Here is an 18260-nt window from a genome sequence, read left to right on the forward strand (position 1 = left end):
TCGATACCTTTAGTGATTGAGCCACGCGTTTGGGTCGTAGAACCCGCGTGCTACAAGTAAGACGAGCGTATTGTAGGTCTGTGAGAATCAGCGGGTATATAGCCAAAAATGGTATGTATTTACTCAAAAATGAACCGAAATCTCAGTGGTTTATTCGTAATCAATATAATCGATTGCGTTGTTTAAAAAACGCAAAATTGAATCAAAAAATGCATATAAGTAAAGGTGTTTATAGCGATTTAATTATTACCAGAAACCTAGAAATTTGATGAAAATACACCATTGTTTGACTCTGCCCTTAGGGGAAGGTCTAGATTGAGTGCGACTCGAATGAAACAGAAGTAGGAGAATATGATGGGATGTTGCAATCAAGCACCGAAAGGTGGCACGGGAAAACTGTCCTATTTATTAGGGTTAATGGCTTTGTTGTTTGTGGTTATCTTGCTGTTAGCGGCGTTCTTCGGTTAGAAGCGAGCAAACACAAACACGCCCTAAAGCGAGTGTTGCGTTTGATTAGATTACCTAGAAGCGGGTATTGGCCAAACCAATTCCGAAGAAAATAAACAAACCGCCGCTGACGTAATTAAGCCATTTACTGGTTTTAGGAGAGGTCAGTGTCGCCTTTACTTTTGTCGCGAAGAAAATCACAAACAAGAACCAGCTTGCCACAATGCTTGCCTGTAACGCACCTAGCATCATGCTCTGCTCTAGAATATGTTCTGGTTTGACAAATTGCGGAAAGATAGACAAGTAAAAAAGGACGATTTTCGGGTTGAGTAAATTTGTCAGAAGGCCTTTAACGAATGCTTGCTTCAAGGTGTGCTTTTCAATCTTACGGTCGAATTTCAATTTTTTGTCTGTGAGCTTAAAGCCACTTTTGAGGTTATTGATACCAAGCCAAATCAAATACGCTACGCCCATCCATTTTAGAATGTTGAATGCAAGTGCAGACTGAGAGAGCAGCAAGCTCAATCCTTTTGCGGAAACAAACGCATGGATTAAAAAACCAAGCGCAACACCGAGGATATTGGCGATCGCGAAACGGCGGCTTTGCGTGAGTGCAGTAAATAAAATCAGCAAAGCATTGGGACCGGGAATGACAGCAAGGAAGAAAACAATACCGCCAAAAGCGAGCAAGGTGTCGAGATTCATTATTATTCCAATTAAAGCAAAAGATTGGCATCACCTAAGATAGGCGAGACTGTACACTTGCGTGCAGGGAAAAACAAATGGCGCTTATTACGAAAGCCAGTGTTTTTCACAGATTTGAAGAACGACCGTGATTGTGTGCTGGCTGGCGTAAATTTATATGGTTTTATTTTTCCTCTTTCCTTCCTGTTCGGATGCAGCATAATAACCTAGGTCAAACCGCATAATTTTTCGAAGATTATCAAATAGGATTAGATAATATGTTGCTTGAAGATCTTCAAGTCGTGCTCAAAGTTGCAGAGTTTCGTAGCATCACAGGAGCCGCGACGGCGTTAGACATGAGAACGGCAACTGCCAGCGCGGCGGTGAAGAGAGTTGAAGCCTCCTTAGGGGCAGAATTATTTGTTCGAACTACACGTCATTTGCGTTTATCCAGTGCGGGTGAGCGTTACCTTCCTCAGTGTGAAAAAGCGCTAGAAATGTTAGAACACGCGAAACAGAATATGCGTGAAGATCTGGATATTATCGATGGAGAAGTTCGAATTGCGCTCTCTTCCGATTTAGGGCGAAATTTAGTCACACCTTGGCTCGATGAATTTATGGATAGCTATCCAAAGGTCACGTTGAGAAGCAACATCAGCGACAGTAACGTGGACTTTTACCGAGACTCGGTAGACATGGCGCTGCGCTATGGAGCACCAACAGACTCCAACATGTACGGCTTTAAAATTTGCAATGTGCCTAGGCTATTGTGCGCAACCCCTGAATACCTTGTAGAGCACGGCGCACCAAAGACTCCGCGAGACTTAATCGAACACAATGGTTTGCTGTACCAACTGCACGATACATTGCAGGACGTATGGGGATTTAATGATGGCCATAACGAGCACAAAATTAAACTCAAAGGTAATCGCGCTTCCAATGATGGCGATCTCGTTAGGCGTTGGTGTGTTTCTGGGAAGGGCTTAGCGATAAAGTCTTGTTTGGATATGTCGCAAGACTTGCATACCGGAAATGTCGTCAATGTCATGAGTGCATATAAACCCACTCCGACAGAACTGTGGTTGATTTGTCCGAGCCGTCAATCAATTACGGCAACAGTGAGATTGCTACGCGATCTGTTCAGAGAAAAAACTAAAGTCATCCTTACAGATTTGGTTGAGAAGGGGATATTGGATGCTTCGGTATTAAAAGTCAGTTAGCCATATGCCGCACGTTGTAAGCATTATGTGCGGTGTTTTTGTTGCGATTCGAGCGAAATCACCTCTTTTTTGTCTAACTTGCTACGGACGACCGCAAGATCAGAAAGTTCTTATTGTGTCCTGTGTCGAACAACCATAAAATCCGCGCGCTTTAGTTTCTATAATAAGCACACTCAATGATAAAAGTTACTTTCATTTATCGTTGTTTTTAAGGATTTTATAGGCGAGTTTCGTCTGATGACACATTCATGAATAAGCAAAATACACCAAAATTCAAGGCAGAATTTCTGGCTCCTCGCTATTGGGGTACATTGATCATCATAGGGATCATGTATCTTCTTAGCCTTCTTCCCTTTCGTGTACAGCTATCGCTAGGAAGCGGAATTGGTCGTATTGCTATGCGACTGATGAAAAAGCGTCAAGTCACGATCAAACGTAATTTAGAGCTGTGTTTTCCCGACATGAGTGCTCAAGAGCGTGAAGCAATTTTAAAAGACAATATCGACAACGCGGGTATTGCGCTATTTGAAACCGCAATGGCTTGGTTTTGGTCTGATAATCGTGTCAACAAACACGTGACGATCAAAGGAATGGAACACATCGAAGCTCTAGAAAAACAGGGCAAAGGTGCTTTAATGCTTGCCGTTCATTCTATGAACCTAGAGTTAGGCGCAAGAGCGTTTGGTATTAAAAAATCAGGTATGGGCGTTTACCGTCCAAATAACAATCCCTGTTTTGACTATTTTCAATATCAAGGCCGTTCGCGTTCCAACCGAACGTTGATTGATCGCAAAAATGTGAAAGCTATGCTGAATGCGCTGAATACTGGCGAACGTGTTTGGTATGCGCCGGATCATGACTACGGGACGCGTCGTTCAACGTTTGCGCCTTTGTTTGCGGTTAAGCGTGCTTGCACCACAACGGGTACAAGTTTGTTGGTTGACGCAACAGACTGTGCCATTGTGCCATTTACTATGGTGCGAGGTGACAACGGGCACTACACGTTAACCATTAGTGCTCCGGTTGAAGGATTCCCGAAAAACGATCCAGACCAAGCTGCCGCCTTTGTAAACAAGATTGTAGAGAAATCTATTTTAGCGAGTCCAAGCCAATATATGTGGTTGCACAGACGCTTTAAAACCAGACCGAGCGGCGAGTGCTGTTTGTATAAGCCTCAGTTAGCTCCTGCAATGTAGTTCAATAGCCCAGACGTTCGCTCTGGGCTTTCTTTTATCTGTCGATTCATTTCTGCTTGGTTGTTTGCCACAATAATGACACACAAGAGTGAAGGGGATTCGCTTTATCTCTTAGCTCCAGATGGACATAAATTAGAAATCCACAGTGGTGATTTGCACTCGCGATTAGAGAGCATAAAGTATCAGTCTTATGAAGATTTAGAGTGGTTGTAGGAGCGTTTAGATGAGATTGTTTTTCGCACTCACGTTTAATAAAAGCAGTAAGTCACAGCTCAAGCAGATTCAAGACAAGCTTCAACAGCATGAGATAGCAGGGCGCTATACTTGCGAAGATAATTTTCATATCACGTTGGCTTTTATCGGTGAATCGACAGAAGAAGAAACGCAGCGTCTTATTGATATTTTTCATCAACTTCGCAGTCGTTGTGAGCAGATTACCGTCGATCATCTAGGTTCATTTCGCCAAAGTGGCAGACAACTGGCGTGGTTGGGGATTAAAGATAATTTAGCGGTTACAACATTGCAAAACGAACTCATAGAGGCAATAGAACTGCATGGCTTTGTGACGGAGTCGCGTGACTATGTTCCTCACATCACACTTGCTCGCCATGTCGATCAACAAGCGTCACTTGATGCTGTCGAGATATCACCTTTACTACTTCCCATTTATTCTATCGCTCTAATGGAAAGCAAAACGGTTAATGGAAAACTCGTTTATCACGCGCTAGAAGAGGTGGTTTGCTAGTGCTTTCTATACCTCAGTTCAGCCAATAATCCATAATAGCTGAACTGATTTCTAAATGATTACCATTTTTTAGCTTGGCTTTTTCGACAGGTTTTCAGCCAGTTTCCCAGCGACAAGTTGGAACGCTTCTAGCTCTTCCTCAGACACATTTAACGTCATCTTTTGAAAGATCTCAGCATCGACGGCTTTGATCTTCGATAACACTTCATTGCCTTTCTCGGTGGTCAACAAACACTGGCTACGTTTATCTTCTGGATTCGGTCTCTTCTCAATAAAGCCTTCTTCAATCAATGTCTTAATTAAGCGTGTGACTTGTGCTTTATCTCGGTTTAAGAAGTTCACCACATCCATTGCCGTACATGGTGACTGTTTGCTAATGATTTTTATCACCCGCACATGCATAGGCGCGATAGGGAGTTCTAGTTGTTCAATTTGTTCGTGCAATTGACGCTTTAAAACGTGCACAAGATGGAACAGATTATCCAGCGATTTTGGATTCGACATGTAACACTCCAAACAAAAGTGGTTGACATTGTCAACTAAATAACTATAGTTGACATTATCAACTTAATTGAGAGTAACTTCAAGAGCGAGAATTGAATGACAGAATCCTTGACCATGTCGAACGAACTGACACAACCGGCGAAGGCGCCACTGATTCATAAAATTGCTGTTGTATTAGGGATGATGACACTAATGGGAGGGACACTGACAGGCGTAATGACTTACATGAACGTAGGCTATTCCGATTCTTTCTTCAGCGATTGGTTGCGCTCATTCTTAATGGCGATTGTTGTCCTTATGCCAACGGGTATGGTGATGATGACGTTAATGACCAAACTGGTTGGCAAACTATTTAGCCGCGCCAGTGAAAAGCAGAAAAACCTTGTGGTTGGTGTCTTTATGGCGCTGATTATGGAATCCGTTATGGCGTTTATCACCGCCGCTCACAACATAGGGTTTGAGGACGTATCCGTATTTGGATCTGCTTGGTTAAAAGGACTTTTCGCTGCGTTACCTATAGCAATGGTGTTGATGACCATTACATCCATGACCATCAAACCAAAGATTGAACGCTTTCTAAAAAGCGAGTGAATATTGATTGGAGAAATGAGATGAGAAAAGATAACCACTACCGCATTACTATTGAAGAAGTAAACTTAGAAGAAGGCCGTGAAGCAAGAAGCTTGAGCTTTGAAGTCCAAGATCGCGAAGACATGTTGAATATCGTAGATAAGATCGGTCAGGGCAGTGGACTAGAACCGGCAGATGCGACACGCGTTGGTGTTGCCCTTCGTCTGCTGGGTCCTGTGATGATGAAAGATCGCAAGCATCCGTTATTCGCTGATTTCATGCCGCACTTCAGAAACTTCATGCAAAATATGAAGAGTACGGTGAAACGTAATCTAGCTTAATGATAAGCTTCTGAGCGCTTTGAGTAGACTCTAGCGCAAACAAAAAGGCTGGTATTAAACCAGCCTTTTTTCGTGTGATGACTTGGTAAAAGTTATTTACCCAAGTATCGGTTTTCTAGATGTGCTTTGAAGTGCTTCGCGTTTAACACTTCACCTGTTGCTTGCGTCACCAAATCATCGGTCGAGAACAGGCTACCTTTGCTCCAGATGTTGTCTGATAACCAAGTAAAGATTGGCGACAGATCGCCAGAGCGAATCGCGCCATCCACGTCCACGGTTTGCTGCATCGCTGCCATAAACTGCGCCGCGTACATCGCGCCAAGCGTGTATGATGGGAAGTAACCAAAGGCGCCATCTGTCCAGTGGATATCCTGCATACAACCGTTCTTAAAGTTGCCTTCTGTCGATAGACCCAAGTACTCTTTCATCTTCTCGTTCCACAGTTCTGGAACGTCTGTATGCTTGATCACACCGTTCATTAGATCGCGTTCAATCTCGTAACGTAAGATAACGTGAGCAGGGTATGTCAGTTCATCAGCATCGACACGGATGAAACCTTTGTCTACATGCGTGTAGATTTTTGACAAGTTATCTTGTGCAAACTCAGGGCCTTCAAAATGGTTAGAAGCCAGACGCGCAAGGTGCTCAACAAATGCTTGGCTACGACCTACCTGCATCTCGAAGAACAGAGATTGAGATTCGTGGATGCCCATTGAGCGAGCTTGGCCAGCCATTGTGCCTGCTAACGATTTTGGCAGACCTTGCTCATAACGCGCGTGACCTGTTTCATGCACGATGCCCATCAATGATTGTACGAATTCTTTTTCATCGTAACGGGTGGTAATACGGACGTCGGTAGGAACGCCACCACAGAACGGGTGAACACTTTCATCAAGGCGGCCATGTTCGAAGTCGAATTGCAGTAGCTTCATGACTTCCAGTCCCAGTGCTTTTTGTTTTTCAGCAGGGTAATGGCCGTTCGGAAGCAGGATGTTGTTGGCTTTTTGCTTTTCGATGGCTTCATCAATCATTGATGGTAACCAGGTTTTCACGTCCGCAAATAGCACGTCTAGAGAGGCTGACGTTGTACCTGGTTCGTACAGTTCTAACATTGCATCGTAAGGTGATGTGCCAGTCGCTTCTGCGCGAATTTGCGCTTCTTCTTGAGACAGCTTAACCACTTCAGCCCAGTTCTTTTCGAAGCCAGCCCAGTCGTCATTGCCACGTTGGGTACGCCAAGCGTGCTCACATTTTGAGCCAGCTAGCGATTGTGCTTGAACCAAAGATTCAGGTAGCAGGTTCGCTTGCTGCCAATCGCGTTTCATTTCGCGAAGTACCGACTGGTCTTGTGCTGATAATGACTCTTCTTCTGCTTGAGCAAACAGATCACCTAGATGAGGTTGAGTCAAAAGAGAGTGAATATGAACCTCTAGTTCAGCCATCGCATTAGAGCGAGCTTCCGCACCGCCTGATGGCATTACGGCTGCCTGATCCCATCCTACGATTGCAGATAAATGGCCAAAGTTAGAGACTTTTTTTGAATGTTCGACGAGTTTTTGAAATGCGCTCATGTGACTACTCTTTGTTATGTTCTTTCCTTAAACGCCCCAAATGGGGTCCTTGAACGTGATGTTCGTATCTCTCGACACCGATGCAGAGCAAAATGCAGCATCAAGGTAATGTCGATAGAGAAGTGTGTCTAATTTACTATTTATTAACAAATAATGCAGGTCTATTGTGCACAAATTCAGGTACTTGTATAGATAACCGAGAGAAGGTTAACGATGTGAATTGTTGGCAATGATACGCAATGCATTTTAATGGACCTTGATATCGACACTCTGCGACTTTCAACGACTTAGATCACAAAAGTTGCTTGCGCATTAAACGGTTTGACGGTATTGATGTGTGATACTTAATCACTTATTAAAAAAATATGGATATTTTGAATTTTGAAGCATTCCTGATTGCCATCACGATTTTGACGCTGACACCCGGATTGGATACTGCTTTGGTGATCCGCAATACCACTCGAGCAGGGCTTAAAGACGGTTGCACGACAAGTTTGGGGATTTGTTTTGGTTTGTTTGTGCATGCGTTTTTCTCTGCGGTCGGTATTTCTGCCGTTTTGGCGCAGTCGGCAGAGCTGTTTCAGATGGTTAAAATGGTGGGCGCTGCTTATCTAATATGGCTGGGGTTGAGCAGTTTGCGTGCATTGATGAAATCGAATGAAGGAATCTCGGTTTCTGAACAAGCGCACCAAGATTACAGTGGTAAACGTTCTTTTCGTGAAGGTTTTCTTTCTAACGTGTTAAACCCGAAAACCGCCGTATTCTATCTTGCGTTTCTTCCTCAATTTGTAAATCCAGAAGGATCGCCATTACTACAATCTATGATCATGGCTTCTATTCACTTTATGATCGCGATGGTTTGGCAATGTGGTTTGGCAGGTGCACTCAATTCTGCGAAAAGTTTATTAAAAAATGCCAGCTTTATGAAATGGATGGAAGGAGCAACGGGTGCTGTATTAGTTGCCCTTGGGATTAAGCTACTTGTAGAAAAACCAGCATAATGCGCGTATTGATTCGACTGATTATTAGTTTTGTTGCTTTCCTATTTGCTGTCGGAGCGTTCGTGGCGTGGAAAACTATTCCCCAATTGCACTTTGTTGAGAAAGGAATGGAGTGGGATTGGCATTGGGAGTATTTCTTACCATTTTCCAATGGAATTCAAACCACACGCACACAAGACACAAAGCAGTTATTGCTTAGGCGAGTTTACTTGCAAGACGCGACCGCTGTTTTTGTAGGGACGACGTTAGACAACAAATTTGAAATCGATGTTGTGAATCAAGACGCTTGCGACCCTGAATCCAGCAAATGGGCGTCTGTTTCGGTTAATGGTCAACCGATGTCTCATGTGCCTATGCTGTGTGAAGCGTCGGGTGAAGGTTATATTTATCGATTTGTCGGTCCGAAGTTGAAATCTCTAGAATTTGGGATTGATGACCATTTCATTCGAGAAGACTTCCGCCTATGGCCGATTTCAGAGATCAAAGCCGACCAGTTCAAGCAACAGCATTCTACTTTTTTCAATAAACAGGGCGATAGTCAGGAACATCAATGGCTTCGTGATTAATTCATTTAGAGTTGACGTTTGATACTAAAAGAGACAAGTCATCCGCTTGTCTCTTTTTTTAGTTGTAGGTCAGTTTATGGGTTGAACCAACAAGTGAGCGGCGCGGAAGCCGAGTCGGTCTAAGACGCTTGAATCAAAATCTGTTACAACGCTGATATCACCAATTTGAAGGTGTTGAACGTGTGCGTTTTTATCCCAATTTAAAGGTGTATCTACGGCCAACTCACGACCTACATCTATCATTCCTATCTGCTGTGATTCGGCGTCAAAGAGCCCGGAAACATGAGAATAGTATGGCTGAAGTGTTGCGCCAGCCGCATACTGCATCAGGGGTAAGCCGTGATTGTGAATCGCCCAACTCCAGTCCCACCATTTCGTTTCTCCCGGAATGTAGCGATGATCCCATTGATAGCGGATGTTTTCTTTGAGTTCACTGGCGCGACCAAGCGTGAAAGTATGCGAGATTGTCGGTCTATCTTTTGGATGAGCATGCCAAGCATTACCACTGTAACGTAAGAACCCATCGAAATTGACTCGATAGCTGATGTCAGCTCGAAAACGAAACGGATAAGAGATTCTAGAATGTGAGAGCTCAATACGAATGGGGAGAATTGAGCGTGCAGGCACAGTGAGGTTTGCCTCTCTGGTTGCAGGAAGAGTACTGGTGCCAGAGGTTAAGTCGGAGAATGCCTGATTCCCTTTGACAATAAACCAAGGTGATGTGGTTCCAATGGTAGGCCATTGAAATGGGGAGCTGATATGAACAGATTGTGCAAAAGCGGAGTTATCGGTTTTAGACCAAGTTGCGGTTTGCTCTACATCAAACTGAATGTGGATTTGTTTGGCTTGGTCGAGAGTGTTGATCGCATAGGCTGTAATTGTGTATGTTGAATCTTCCGTAGATTCAGTGATGTTGCCATGTGAAAAGTAATGAGGGTTGAGCTGGTAAGCAAAGTCGCTGGCGGTGATTTTCGTTTTTTCTGAGCATCGTTCACCGTTGCATGAGCCCGCGTTGTTTCCTTGTATTTCCCAGCCATCATGTACTTGATTGACAACCATGTCTTCGCCAACAAAATTGCCCCCGTTACCACTTAACCATGCGTAGCCAAGCGTATGCGCCAAATAACTCACTGGCCGAATAAAAAGCTCTTGATTGGAGACGAGTTCATACTCAATTTCAGCCTTACTCCCTTCCGCAATAGATATACCAAGGTGCTTGGGCAGTTCTGTATTTGGGTGAATAGGGTAACACCAAGTTTTATGGCTCGATTGTTCTGGTTTGATCTGGCCATGGTAGCCTGAGCCCATGATCGCCCAGCCGCTTTCGAGGCCCACAATGTCCCAAGTTTGCATGCGCGATAGAATGGCTGTTTTATGCTCTTGTGCTTCTTGGTAGGTAAGCTGACGATAGTCGGATCTACATTGATGATTTTCCAATTCATCGATAACAAGCTGATCTGAATAGATTTTGGCTTGAGCAAAAGTGGATAAGAAGGAAAGCGCAAGCGTAATCGATAGTGGCGTACTGACGTGCAGCATAAATACAGTGTCCTTTATTTTAATGATTGAGTTCTAGTTAGCTTTTAGGCTCGTATTGCCCAAAAGCGGGCGTACTCTTTCATATAAAACAAGTCAAAAAACACTGAAAATAGTTGAAAAATAATTCTGTTATTTATCAATCTCTTGAGGTGATGAAAGTATTATTCTTATGAGGTTTTGAGTGCTTTAAAAGAAAAGCTTAAAGGTGTGAGGTTAAGTTAGTGTTGAACAATCCGTTATGATTGCTCAACGTTAGTTTCATTTGCGCTTGGAGGTTCGAATCATTAGTTCAACCACTTAATGACGTTGTCCCACAGTTTTGGGTCAACGCATTTGGCATCCACGAGTTGTTTGTCCATAAAAGGTTGCTGATAGACGTGGGATTCACTCATGATTCCGAGCGTTTTAAACTGACGGAAAAAGCGTAATAGCCGCATCACACGATCGAGCCGCTCATCTTGATGGACACAACGATTGATGACAAAGCCAATCTTAATCTGACGAGACTTAAAGGCGTGTTTCTCGATAAGGGTATTGATGAACGGCAATGACGCATGCAAATCGATAGGCGATGGCTGCATGGGGATCACGATGTAGTCCACGTAACGCAAATAGCGCACTAAGTCGCTTTCTGAAAAGTTTGCAGGGGAATCTATCACAACGTAATCAGTGTTGGTGCTGACTTTCAACGTCACTGCGATGTTAGACAGGCTGCGCAGAGAAGGGTTATAGCTTTGATTTGGTAGTGCCTCAATGCTATTCGCCCAACTGTTAGTCGATTGTTGTTTGTCAAAATCGACCAGCTCTACCGTATGTCCGTTATGGATGAGTTTGCTTGCCAAGCTGGCAGAAAAGGTTGATTTACCAACACCACCCTTTAAATTTAAGACAATGATTTTTTTAGCTTTTGAATAAGCAATACTGGTTTGGCGTGGTTTTACTTGCGACAGCAAACGGTTATCCCCAATTTGAAAAACTTAGGCATTATGTCTGAATGGTTAGTTAAATTGGTTGGCATTCTATAAATCGATACTCTGCCGATGCTTATTCTCGTGCTCGTTTGATTAAAAAAGCCCGCGATGGGGAGTCGCGGGCAAAGTGTTAGCGATCTTTATTGTTGTTTTTGTGTGTTATTCTGTCGCGTGGATCGTCATCTCGGCGCTGCTGAACCCAAGAGCACTTAGCTCATCAGAATCAAAGTTGCTCGTGACTTCAATATCTCCAACACGTTGGGTGTTATTTTGAGATACATCATTTGCTGAACGCGCTTGAAGGCCAAGCGGTGTTGCTTTACCGATTTCGATTGTTCCTGCGTATTGTGACTCTGCGTAAAAATCACCAGACACGTAAGAATAGAACGGACGTAAACTTGCTCCAGTTGCATACTGCATGCTACTCAGTCCGGCTTCACGAATGGCCCAACTCCAATCCCACCATTTCACTTCACCTGGGATGTAACGATGATCCCATTGGTAGCGGATATCCGCAGATTTGTCGCTGCCGCGTCCCATCGTAAAGGTATGGCTACGATAAGGGCGGTTGTCTGGATGAGAGTGCCATGCATTACCACTCCAGCGTAAAAAGCCGTTAAAGTTTACGTCGTAGCTGATGTCTGCATTGAATCGGTAAGGGTAGGAGATAGTGGAACGATAAAGCTCGACACGCACAGGCAATTCGGAATTCGCGGGTACCATTGGGCGAGCTTGTAATGTGACTTGCTCGCTGGTGGATGCGCCATTGGAATTTGAGAAGCTTTGATTCGCTTCAAAAGTAATACTCAGTTTGGTATTGCCAACCAGTGGCCACTTAAATTCATTTTCTGTTTTAACCTGTTGAGCGAACCCATAGCTATTGGTTTTCGACCAGTTAGTTGATTCATCTAATTTAAGGTCGACAACGATCTGCTGTGGCGTGTTGCTGTAGTTTCGAGCTGTTGCAGAAATCGTTTTCACCAATTCTCGTTCGGATTCAATGACCTCTCCATGCCAAAAGTCTTTGTCATTCAGTGTGTAAGTAAAGTTATTGACCGTGATTCTGGACTTCTCTCCACAGCGGTAGCCACTACAAGACCCATTGTTATTACCTTGGATGACCCAGCTATCACCAACGCGGTCGACTTTCATGTCTTCACCCACGAACTGACTGTTATTGCCACCAACCCATGCATAGCCGAGGTAATGAGCGAGGTAACTTAAGGGACGAACGAAGTTGCTACGGTCGGTCACTAAATCGTATTGGACGTCGATTTCACCGCCTTCAGGTACGGCGCGTGCCGCGTATTTGGGGATTTCAGATTGCGCTTCATCTGGGTAACAGAAGGTTTTGCCATTCGGTAAATCTTGTTTGATTCTTCCGCTGTAACCCGGGCCCATGATCACCCAATCCCCTTTAAGTCCGGTAATTTGCCATTGACCCATACGTGATAGCAAGGCACTTTTTTGCTCTTCTGCCTCATATCGGTCGAGTGGACGATAACCGCTGCGACATACGTCCTCACCCAGCTGGTCTAGTACGATTTGGTCGGGGTAGATCTTTGCATATGCACCACTTGCGAAGGTAGAAAGGATAGCGGCGGACAATAAGCTAATGTTGATGTTTCGCATGAACGTTCCCTTATAACTGTATTTTTATTTGTGTTATGAGCCGCGATTTAGCGGACAGGCTTACTGTTCCATGCTGATAAGATTGATAGTACTGAAAATAGTTGAAATATTATTACCCATACAATCAGCTGGTTATGTTGTTTCATTTGTCATTTCTCAGTCGATGACATCGATTGCGTTTATATTTTCATGAAATGGAAAATGGATTGCACCAACCATTTTGAAATTAGAATAATTACTCATGATTAAGTGAAATAAACGAAAGGACAACTAAATTTGGATTTATACGTTTTTAACGTAATTGAGTTTATGATTTATATCAGATAAGACTAATTAAAGCGTTGGGGTTAAATAATGAAATCAGTAGAAAGTTCAATTAGAGTATTAGTAAATGGTAATTTCAGAAAAACTGTATTAGGAAAAATGAATTTAAAAGGCCAATAGTTGAGTGCTTTGTATCGAAATATTATCAATGAAGTGTACTTATTAAATTATCTATTACCGCTTAGCGAGAAGCTTTGTTCGTCCAGTCTGTTTATCTCTAATAAGAGAGAACACCTCATTTTGTAATAGAACTTCTATATCAAAATAGATAGGATCATCGTTTAATACTAGATAGGGTGAAAGAAATGAATCGTTCAAAGCAGGGCGGATTTCTTGTACGGAGAGTAGATTCATTTTACCAGAGACAGAAAGACTCGAATCGGAATAGGGTCTTGATTTGCCTTTAAAGCTAAGAATGATTGGGTTCGACATCGATTCATCTTGCAGCGATACAATATGAGTGATGATACGATGATTTACCCGCGTTAAGCCATCAATCCGCACGGTATGCTCATGAGGGAGAATATCAACCACGCTATGGTGATAGCGTCTATCTTCCATATCGTGATAGCAAGGTAGACTCCAAGCGCCAAGAAAGACCAAACATGAAAGGGCAATAGCGATAAACGGTTTCATCGGTTTTCCTCTGCAATGAATTGAGCGATTGTCTCTGAAGCTTGCTCAAACTGCGTTTGGGTATAGAACACATTGATCGATTTTCGTGTTTGTTTGTTTAACCAAGACATCTCAGAGAACTGGTCATTTTCTTCAATGTAAACGACACAAACGCACTGATGTTTCGTCAGCAATTTTCCAAGGCGAACCGATAACTGCGTATTAGGATCGGTGTAGACCTCGAGCATCCCGACAGAATGCTCCTTCAGCGCGTTGTTACGCTGTGGATGATTGTACTTACTGTGAAACTTACTCGCCCCAAGCAAGCTCGCAGCAAACAAAATGCCAAGAGACAAGATGTAACACGCTAGGCTTTTGTAGTTCGATTCATGTTTGATAGTGGGAGTGAACGTTGGCGTGTCTTCCCGTATAGCTTCAGTTGTTTTAACGGAGGGAGTGACTGCGATTAAGCATTCGTTGAGCAGTACACCTTTGACTAATCGATACCCAATTTTCGGGACAGTAACAATTGGTGATTCTCTCACTCCCACTTTAACAAAGCCTTGTCTGAGAACACTGATACTTTTTGCTAATGACGTTTCTCCGATATATTCGTTTCCCCACGCATATTGTACGATATCCTGTTTCTTAACGACTTCGGGAGATTGGTCGAGCAATAACGTGAGAATCTGTGACTCGCGATACCCAATTTTTATCGTAATATCACCATTAGAAAGCGTGTTTTTTATAGGGTTATATAAAATCATACCGTTATTTTTTATTATAATGTTCAAGAGGTGAGAAGAGTCTTCACATCTCATAGTATATGAATAAAGGTTACCAATTGGTGACTAAAGTTTATTATCGCCATGACTGTCTATTGATAGAAGAAAACATAATCATAGTAAAACATCAACTCTATGCCATATCAATATTCTATTTAGTGATGTAGCTTCAGTGATGATGGATGTAATTACACACAAATAATATGGTTTAGAGTTTGCTAAATAATGAGTCTTGATGGTTTTTAATAAAATATTGTCGTATATATCATTATATATTTAATTATTTGATAACTTGAAAGCGATTATTAGCCAGTTGGAGAGTAAAATAGATGATGGTAAATAAGCCGTAAAGAGGATCGTCGGAGAGGTTAAATATAAAACTTGAGGATAAAAAAGCCCGCTGAGTCAGCGGGCTTAAAGTTTCTAGCTTGGATTATGCTTTCACTGCATCAAAATCGTCCGATTGAGATGACGGCTTGAAGAACAGTTTTGTTTCTTCCAACACCACATGGCGCAGAGCAATCAAACCAATCAGGTTAGGAATTGCCATCAGGCCGTTTACGATATCAGCCAGTAGCCAAATCATATCAAGGTGAAGGAACGCACCAGATGCCACCAAACCAACGAAAATCAGTTTGTATGGAAGCACAGCTTTGGTACCGAATAGGAACACAACGCAACGCTCACCGTAGTAGTTCCAACCAAGAATGGTGGTAAATGCGAAGAACATAAGACCGATAGACACCAGCATTGGGCCTAATGTTTCGGCGTTCAAACCAACGGCAAATGCGTGTGTTGTCATCGCTGCACCTGCAAGGTCACTTTGCCATGCACCCGTAAGGATCAAAGCAAGACCTGTCATGGTACAAATGATGATGGTATCGAAGAAGGTACCCGTCATTGAAATCAGACCTTGTTTAACACAAGAGTCCGTTTTCGCTGCTGCGGCTGCCATTGGCGCACTACCCAAACCTGATTCGTTTGAGAATACACCACGTGCGATACCAGATTGGATTGCCAGCATAATGCTTGCACCCAAGAAACCACCCGTTGCTGCGGTTGAAGTGAATGCAGACACCAACACTAACTCAACTGCGTTTAGCAATTGGTCTGCGTTCATGATGATCACACTCAAACACGCTAGCACATAAAATAGCGCCATTGCAGGAACCACTTTACCTGCTACGCTCGCAATCGACTTGATACCACCTAATGTAACGAAAGCCACCAGTAGTGTCAGGATGAAAGCTGACAGCCCGCGGTCTACACCGAGAGAAATCTCACTTGCATCAAGAATGGCATTCACTTGTGGGAAGGTACCGATACCAAAACAGGCAACGCCCAATGCAAATACCGCGAACATGATAGCTAGCGCTTTCGAGCCAACACCATATTGCAGGTAGTACATAGGACCACCAATCATTTGGCCTTTGTCGTCAACTCGACGGTATTTCACGGCAAGAAGACACTCAGCGTATTTGGTAGCCATTCCGAATAAAGCGGCAAGCCACATCCAGAATAGGGCACCAGGACCGCCGAGTTTGATTGCGGTTGCAACACCAACGATGTTACCTGTACCGATTGTTGCAGATAGCGCTGTACATAACGCTGCAAAGCTAGAAACGTCACCCTGTTTATCAGATGACTTATCTTTACTGAATACCATCGCTAACGCAGTTGGTAGGTGCTTAAATTGGATCAAGCCTAAGCTAAAAGTGAAGTAAACACCGGTACCCACGAGCAATAGTAGCAGTGGTGGACCCCAGACAAAGTTATCAATGGTTTGAAGTAAAGATTGTAGGTCGTTCATGATTTCCCCTTAATAAAACAACTAATAAGGAGAAGAGGGAAAGGACGAGATCAAGGATCTCTAATAGAGCCAAGCTATTTAAAGTAGGCGGGAACGCCAAATAGTCAGGTTGTTACTTTCCACTCCTCTGTCCTTTTGCCTGAGAGTTTCACCCTACACAAATGTGTAAGACTTGCTCCTTCGGCGACCGATTTAACGGTTCTCTCCAGAGGTTCCTCCAACTACAGTCCCCGCTACCTAAGTAGCACCTGAAATAGTTAATTCTTCGGCGAGTTACGCTAACTAAATGTTAATATTTAGTTAATAACCACTCTCCTGCAGTCTTCATCGGAACATTTACTCAATAAAATGAGTAAAGGTTAGTTAATGATGCTGGTCATCATTAACGTGTGAACTCTATCATGTTTTTTTACCATTTCAACACCCAATTGCAGATTTATTTCCAACACATTATGCGGGTTGGAATAGCATCAAAGTCATAGTCGGACGATTCTTGAACGAAATGGTTTCCTAGCGAGGGTATTTAAGTGGTCAATGGCCGGCCAGGCCCTTATCAGTTTGTTCAATGTGGTATTAGTGAGGTGATGATAAGTTGTTCAAGATAGGAAATTAATTTGATCAAAACGGGAGCAATCACTTTAAAATCTACGCTATGTTGACCGTATGCCTCGTAGAAATAGGTTACAATGAATTTTTGCGAGACTGTCTATGGAATCAGATAGGTTCTCATTATTGGACAAGGAGGCAGTATGACCAGATTATTAGCCATTGCGGTATTGGTCGCGTTAGCATTCGTGTTATTTCGTTACCGTACCAATGAAAAAGTCCAAAAAGCGACCGTTATTACATTGATCGGTGCATTCTTAATTTATACCGCATCAATCATGATAGCGGAACTCACTCGCTAGCGAATCAAGTAGAGTCCTCGGAGTAAGATACAGTGACTTCTCAAAACAACATTGAAGATCAAGACGAAGTAGTCGTCATTGAGGAGCGCGATAAGCGTACTCATTTTTACATCGGTATTGCCGCTGTGCTAGGCCTCGCTTTTGGTGGTTTAGCCGGTTCTGTTCTAACGGCAAATAAATGGGAATCGACTTATCAAGTATTAGAAGCGAAATACCAAGCACTTGTGAATGACAAGTCTGACTTGGTGTCTCAAGTAAAAACACGTGAAGCAGGTTTAGATAAAGAAATCGACGCTAAAGTCTCTACTCTTCTAGCTGAGAAAGAAGAAGCACACAAGGCTGAACTAAATGCGCTGCAAGAACAACTGACAGAAGTTGAAAAAGTGAACCTGTCTCTTGAAGCACAAGTAAAGCAGCAGATGAATAAGCTAAGCTCGACCAAAACGGAGAATGATAAGCTGAACCGTCAGGCTGACATGCAAGCTACGATGTTCGAGCGTTCGCGCGAAGTATTCAAAAAAGAAATGCAGATTTCACAAGATCTGGATGCCCTTGAGAAAGAGCGTAAATCGTTACTCCCTAAGATTGAAACGCTCAAGAAAGAGTGTGATGTTTTCTTAGAAGGTAAGTCGTGGGATGTAAAATCTGATGCTTGTGATAAGCACGACGAAGCAAATTCTCGCTTAAGCCAAATTGACCAGCTGATCGAGGTCCATAAAATGGATCTGAAACAAATTAAAGAGATTACCGAAGATATGGGGTTGTAAGACCGTATCGAGAATATTGAAATTAAAAAAGGAGCTTAATGAGCTTAATGCCACTCGCTTAAGA

The 18260-nt window shown here is 43.1% G+C and carries 18 protein-coding genes, 1 pseudogene and 1 riboswitch; of the genes and pseudogenes, 10 read left to right on the plus strand and 9 right to left on the minus strand.

All coding sequences use genetic code 11. The features are described from left to right. Window positions 1–522 precede the first annotated feature (522 nt). Window positions 523–1152, minus strand: coding sequence for a LysE family translocator (locus BCT11_RS07260; protein ID WP_042601340.1), 630 nt, complete (start codon window positions 1150–1152; stop codon window positions 523–525). A gap of 257 nt (window positions 1153–1409) precedes the next feature. Between BCT11_RS07260 and BCT11_RS07265 the strand changes: the two genes are divergently transcribed. From BCT11_RS07265 to thpR, 4 genes and pseudogenes are all read left to right on the plus strand, one after another. Further along, the gene (locus BCT11_RS07265) at window positions 1410–2351 is read left to right on the plus strand and encodes a LysR family transcriptional regulator (RefSeq protein ID WP_102387764.1); all 942 of its coding nucleotides are present in this window, start codon (window positions 1410–1412) and stop codon (window positions 2349–2351) included. A gap of 248 nt (window positions 2352–2599) precedes the next feature. Then, window positions 2600–3547: an LpxL/LpxP family Kdo(2)-lipid IV(A) lauroyl/palmitoleoyl acyltransferase gene (locus BCT11_RS07270; protein WP_038878656.1), complete on the plus strand. Its 948-nt coding sequence runs from the start codon at window positions 2600–2602 to the stop codon at window positions 3545–3547. A gap of 81 nt (window positions 3548–3628) precedes the next feature. Continuing rightward, window positions 3629–3760 (plus strand): annotated as a pseudogene (locus BCT11_RS28340) (glutathione transferase); the annotation flags it as partial. 10 nt (window positions 3761–3770) lie between these two features. After that, the gene (gene thpR / locus BCT11_RS07280; protein WP_102387765.1) at window positions 3771–4292 is read left to right on the plus strand and encodes an RNA 2',3'-cyclic phosphodiesterase; all 522 of its coding nucleotides are present in this window, start codon (window positions 3771–3773) and stop codon (window positions 4290–4292) included. A 69-nt stretch (window positions 4293–4361) separates the two neighbouring features. Here the strand turns inward: thpR and BCT11_RS07285 are convergent, their stop codons facing one another. Further along, window positions 4362–4796, minus strand: coding sequence for a MarR family transcriptional regulator (locus BCT11_RS07285; protein WP_038872355.1), 435 nt, complete (start codon window positions 4794–4796; stop codon window positions 4362–4364). Window positions 4797–4892: 96 nt separating this feature from the next. Between BCT11_RS07285 and BCT11_RS07290 the strand changes: the two genes are divergently transcribed. Beyond that, complete coding sequence (locus BCT11_RS07290; protein ID WP_102387766.1) at window positions 4893–5387, plus strand: DUF2798 domain-containing protein; 495 nt, start codon at window positions 4893–4895, stop codon at window positions 5385–5387. A gap of 20 nt (window positions 5388–5407) precedes the next feature. Then, window positions 5408–5707: a DUF3861 domain-containing protein gene (locus BCT11_RS07295; protein WP_102387767.1), complete on the plus strand. Its 300-nt coding sequence runs from the start codon at window positions 5408–5410 to the stop codon at window positions 5705–5707. A gap of 92 nt (window positions 5708–5799) precedes the next feature. Here the strand turns inward: BCT11_RS07295 and BCT11_RS07300 are convergent, their stop codons facing one another. Beyond that, window positions 5800–7278, minus strand: a complete 1479-nt coding sequence (locus BCT11_RS07300; RefSeq protein WP_102387768.1) for a carboxypeptidase M32 — start codon at window positions 7276–7278, stop codon at window positions 5800–5802. Between the two features lie 365 nt (window positions 7279–7643). Here BCT11_RS07300 and BCT11_RS07305 point away from each other — a divergent pair, with 365 nt between their 5' ends. Next, window positions 7644–8279 (plus strand): LysE family translocator, encoded by a 636-nt coding sequence (locus BCT11_RS07305; RefSeq protein WP_038878644.1) that lies wholly within the window; start codon window positions 7644–7646, stop codon window positions 8277–8279. Further along, window positions 8279–8845 (plus strand): threonine transporter RhtB, encoded by a 567-nt coding sequence (locus tag BCT11_RS07310; RefSeq protein ID WP_102387769.1) that lies wholly within the window; start codon window positions 8279–8281, stop codon window positions 8843–8845. Before BCT11_RS07305 ends, BCT11_RS07310 begins: the two co-directional genes overlap by 1 nt. A 69-nt stretch (window positions 8846–8914) precedes the next feature. Here BCT11_RS07310 and BCT11_RS07315 read toward each other — a convergent pair whose 3' ends face one another. The 6 genes from BCT11_RS07315 to BCT11_RS07340 all read right to left on the minus strand — a co-directional run bounded on the left by BCT11_RS07315 (window position 8915) and on the right by BCT11_RS07340 (window position 16521). Beyond that, window positions 8915–10384, minus strand: coding sequence for an aerolysin family beta-barrel pore-forming toxin (locus BCT11_RS07315; protein ID WP_102387770.1), 1470 nt, complete (start codon window positions 10382–10384; stop codon window positions 8915–8917). 284 nt (window positions 10385–10668) lie between these two features. Next, window positions 10669–11337, minus strand: a complete 669-nt coding sequence (locus BCT11_RS07320) for a ParA family protein (RefSeq protein ID WP_102387788.1) — start codon at window positions 11335–11337, stop codon at window positions 10669–10671. A 177-nt stretch (window positions 11338–11514) separates the two neighbouring features. After that, window positions 11515–12987, minus strand: a complete 1473-nt coding sequence (locus tag BCT11_RS07325) for an aerolysin family beta-barrel pore-forming toxin (RefSeq protein WP_039976639.1) — start codon at window positions 12985–12987, stop codon at window positions 11515–11517. Window positions 12988–13485: 498 nt separating this feature from the next. Beyond that, window positions 13486–13947, minus strand: coding sequence for a hypothetical protein (locus BCT11_RS07330; RefSeq protein WP_038872374.1), 462 nt, complete (start codon window positions 13945–13947; stop codon window positions 13486–13488). After that, on the minus strand, window positions 13944–14693 hold the full coding sequence (locus BCT11_RS07335; RefSeq protein ID WP_102387794.1) for a winged helix-turn-helix domain-containing protein: 750 nt from the start codon (window positions 14691–14693) through the stop codon (window positions 13944–13946). The genes BCT11_RS07330 and BCT11_RS07335 overlap by 4 nt, the downstream gene beginning before the upstream one ends. Window positions 14694–15144: 451 nt before the next feature. Next, window positions 15145–16521, minus strand: coding sequence for a sodium:alanine symporter family protein (locus BCT11_RS07340; RefSeq protein WP_038872376.1), 1377 nt, complete (start codon window positions 16519–16521; stop codon window positions 15145–15147). Between the two features lie 117 nt (window positions 16522–16638). Continuing rightward, window positions 16639–16740, minus strand: a riboswitch (glycine riboswitch). Window positions 16741–17270: 530 nt separating this feature from the next. Here BCT11_RS07340 and BCT11_RS07345 point away from each other — a divergent pair. Then, on the plus strand, window positions 17271–17429 hold the full coding sequence (locus BCT11_RS07345; RefSeq protein WP_010447828.1) for a hypothetical protein: 159 nt from the start codon (window positions 17271–17273) through the stop codon (window positions 17427–17429). A gap of 32 nt (window positions 17430–17461) precedes the next feature. Next, window positions 17462–18196: a chromosome partitioning protein ParA gene (locus BCT11_RS07350; RefSeq protein ID WP_102387790.1), complete on the plus strand. Its 735-nt coding sequence runs from the start codon at window positions 17462–17464 to the stop codon at window positions 18194–18196. Window positions 18197–18260 lie beyond the last annotated feature (64 nt).

The organism is Vibrio sp. 10N.222.52.B12 (assembly GCF_002875385.1).
GTDB classification, from domain to species: domain Bacteria; phylum Pseudomonadota; class Gammaproteobacteria; order Enterobacterales; family Vibrionaceae; genus Vibrio; species Vibrio jasicida.

Coding starts and splice junctions, on each gene's coding strand:
- BCT11_RS07260 (WP_042601340.1), bottom strand. CDS start 1,152: ATGAATCTCGACACCTTGCTCGCTTTTGGCGGTATTGTTTTCTTCCTT.
- BCT11_RS07265 (WP_102387764.1), top strand. CDS start 1,410: ATGTTGCTTGAAGATCTTCAAGTCGTGCTCAAAGTTGCAGAGTTTCGT.
- BCT11_RS07270 (WP_038878656.1), top strand. CDS start 2,600: ATGAATAAGCAAAATACACCAAAATTCAAGGCAGAATTTCTGGCTCCT.
- thpR (WP_102387765.1), top strand. CDS start 3,771: ATGAGATTGTTTTTCGCACTCACGTTTAATAAAAGCAGTAAGTCACAG.
- BCT11_RS07285 (WP_038872355.1), bottom strand. CDS start 4,796: ATGTCGAATCCAAAATCGCTGGATAATCTGTTCCATCTTGTGCACGTT.
- BCT11_RS07290 (WP_102387766.1), top strand. CDS start 4,893: ATGACAGAATCCTTGACCATGTCGAACGAACTGACACAACCGGCGAAG.
- BCT11_RS07295 (WP_102387767.1), top strand. CDS start 5,408: ATGAGAAAAGATAACCACTACCGCATTACTATTGAAGAAGTAAACTTA.
- BCT11_RS07300 (WP_102387768.1), bottom strand. CDS start 7,278: ATGAGCGCATTTCAAAAACTCGTCGAACATTCAAAAAAAGTCTCTAAC.
- BCT11_RS07305 (WP_038878644.1), top strand. CDS start 7,644: ATGGATATTTTGAATTTTGAAGCATTCCTGATTGCCATCACGATTTTG.
- BCT11_RS07310 (WP_102387769.1), top strand. CDS start 8,279: ATGCGCGTATTGATTCGACTGATTATTAGTTTTGTTGCTTTCCTATTT.
- BCT11_RS07315 (WP_102387770.1), bottom strand. CDS start 10,384: ATGCTGCACGTCAGTACGCCACTATCGATTACGCTTGCGCTTTCCTTC.
- BCT11_RS07325 (WP_039976639.1), bottom strand. CDS start 12,987: ATGCGAAACATCAACATTAGCTTATTGTCCGCCGCTATCCTTTCTACC.
- BCT11_RS07330 (WP_038872374.1), bottom strand. CDS start 13,947: ATGAAACCGTTTATCGCTATTGCCCTTTCATGTTTGGTCTTTCTTGGC.
- BCT11_RS07335 (WP_102387794.1), bottom strand. CDS start 14,693: ATGATTTTATATAACCCTATAAAAAACACGCTTTCTAATGGTGATATT.
- BCT11_RS07340 (WP_038872376.1), bottom strand. CDS start 16,521: ATGAACGACCTACAATCTTTACTTCAAACCATTGATAACTTTGTCTGG.
- BCT11_RS07345 (WP_010447828.1), top strand. CDS start 17,271: ATGACCAGATTATTAGCCATTGCGGTATTGGTCGCGTTAGCATTCGTG.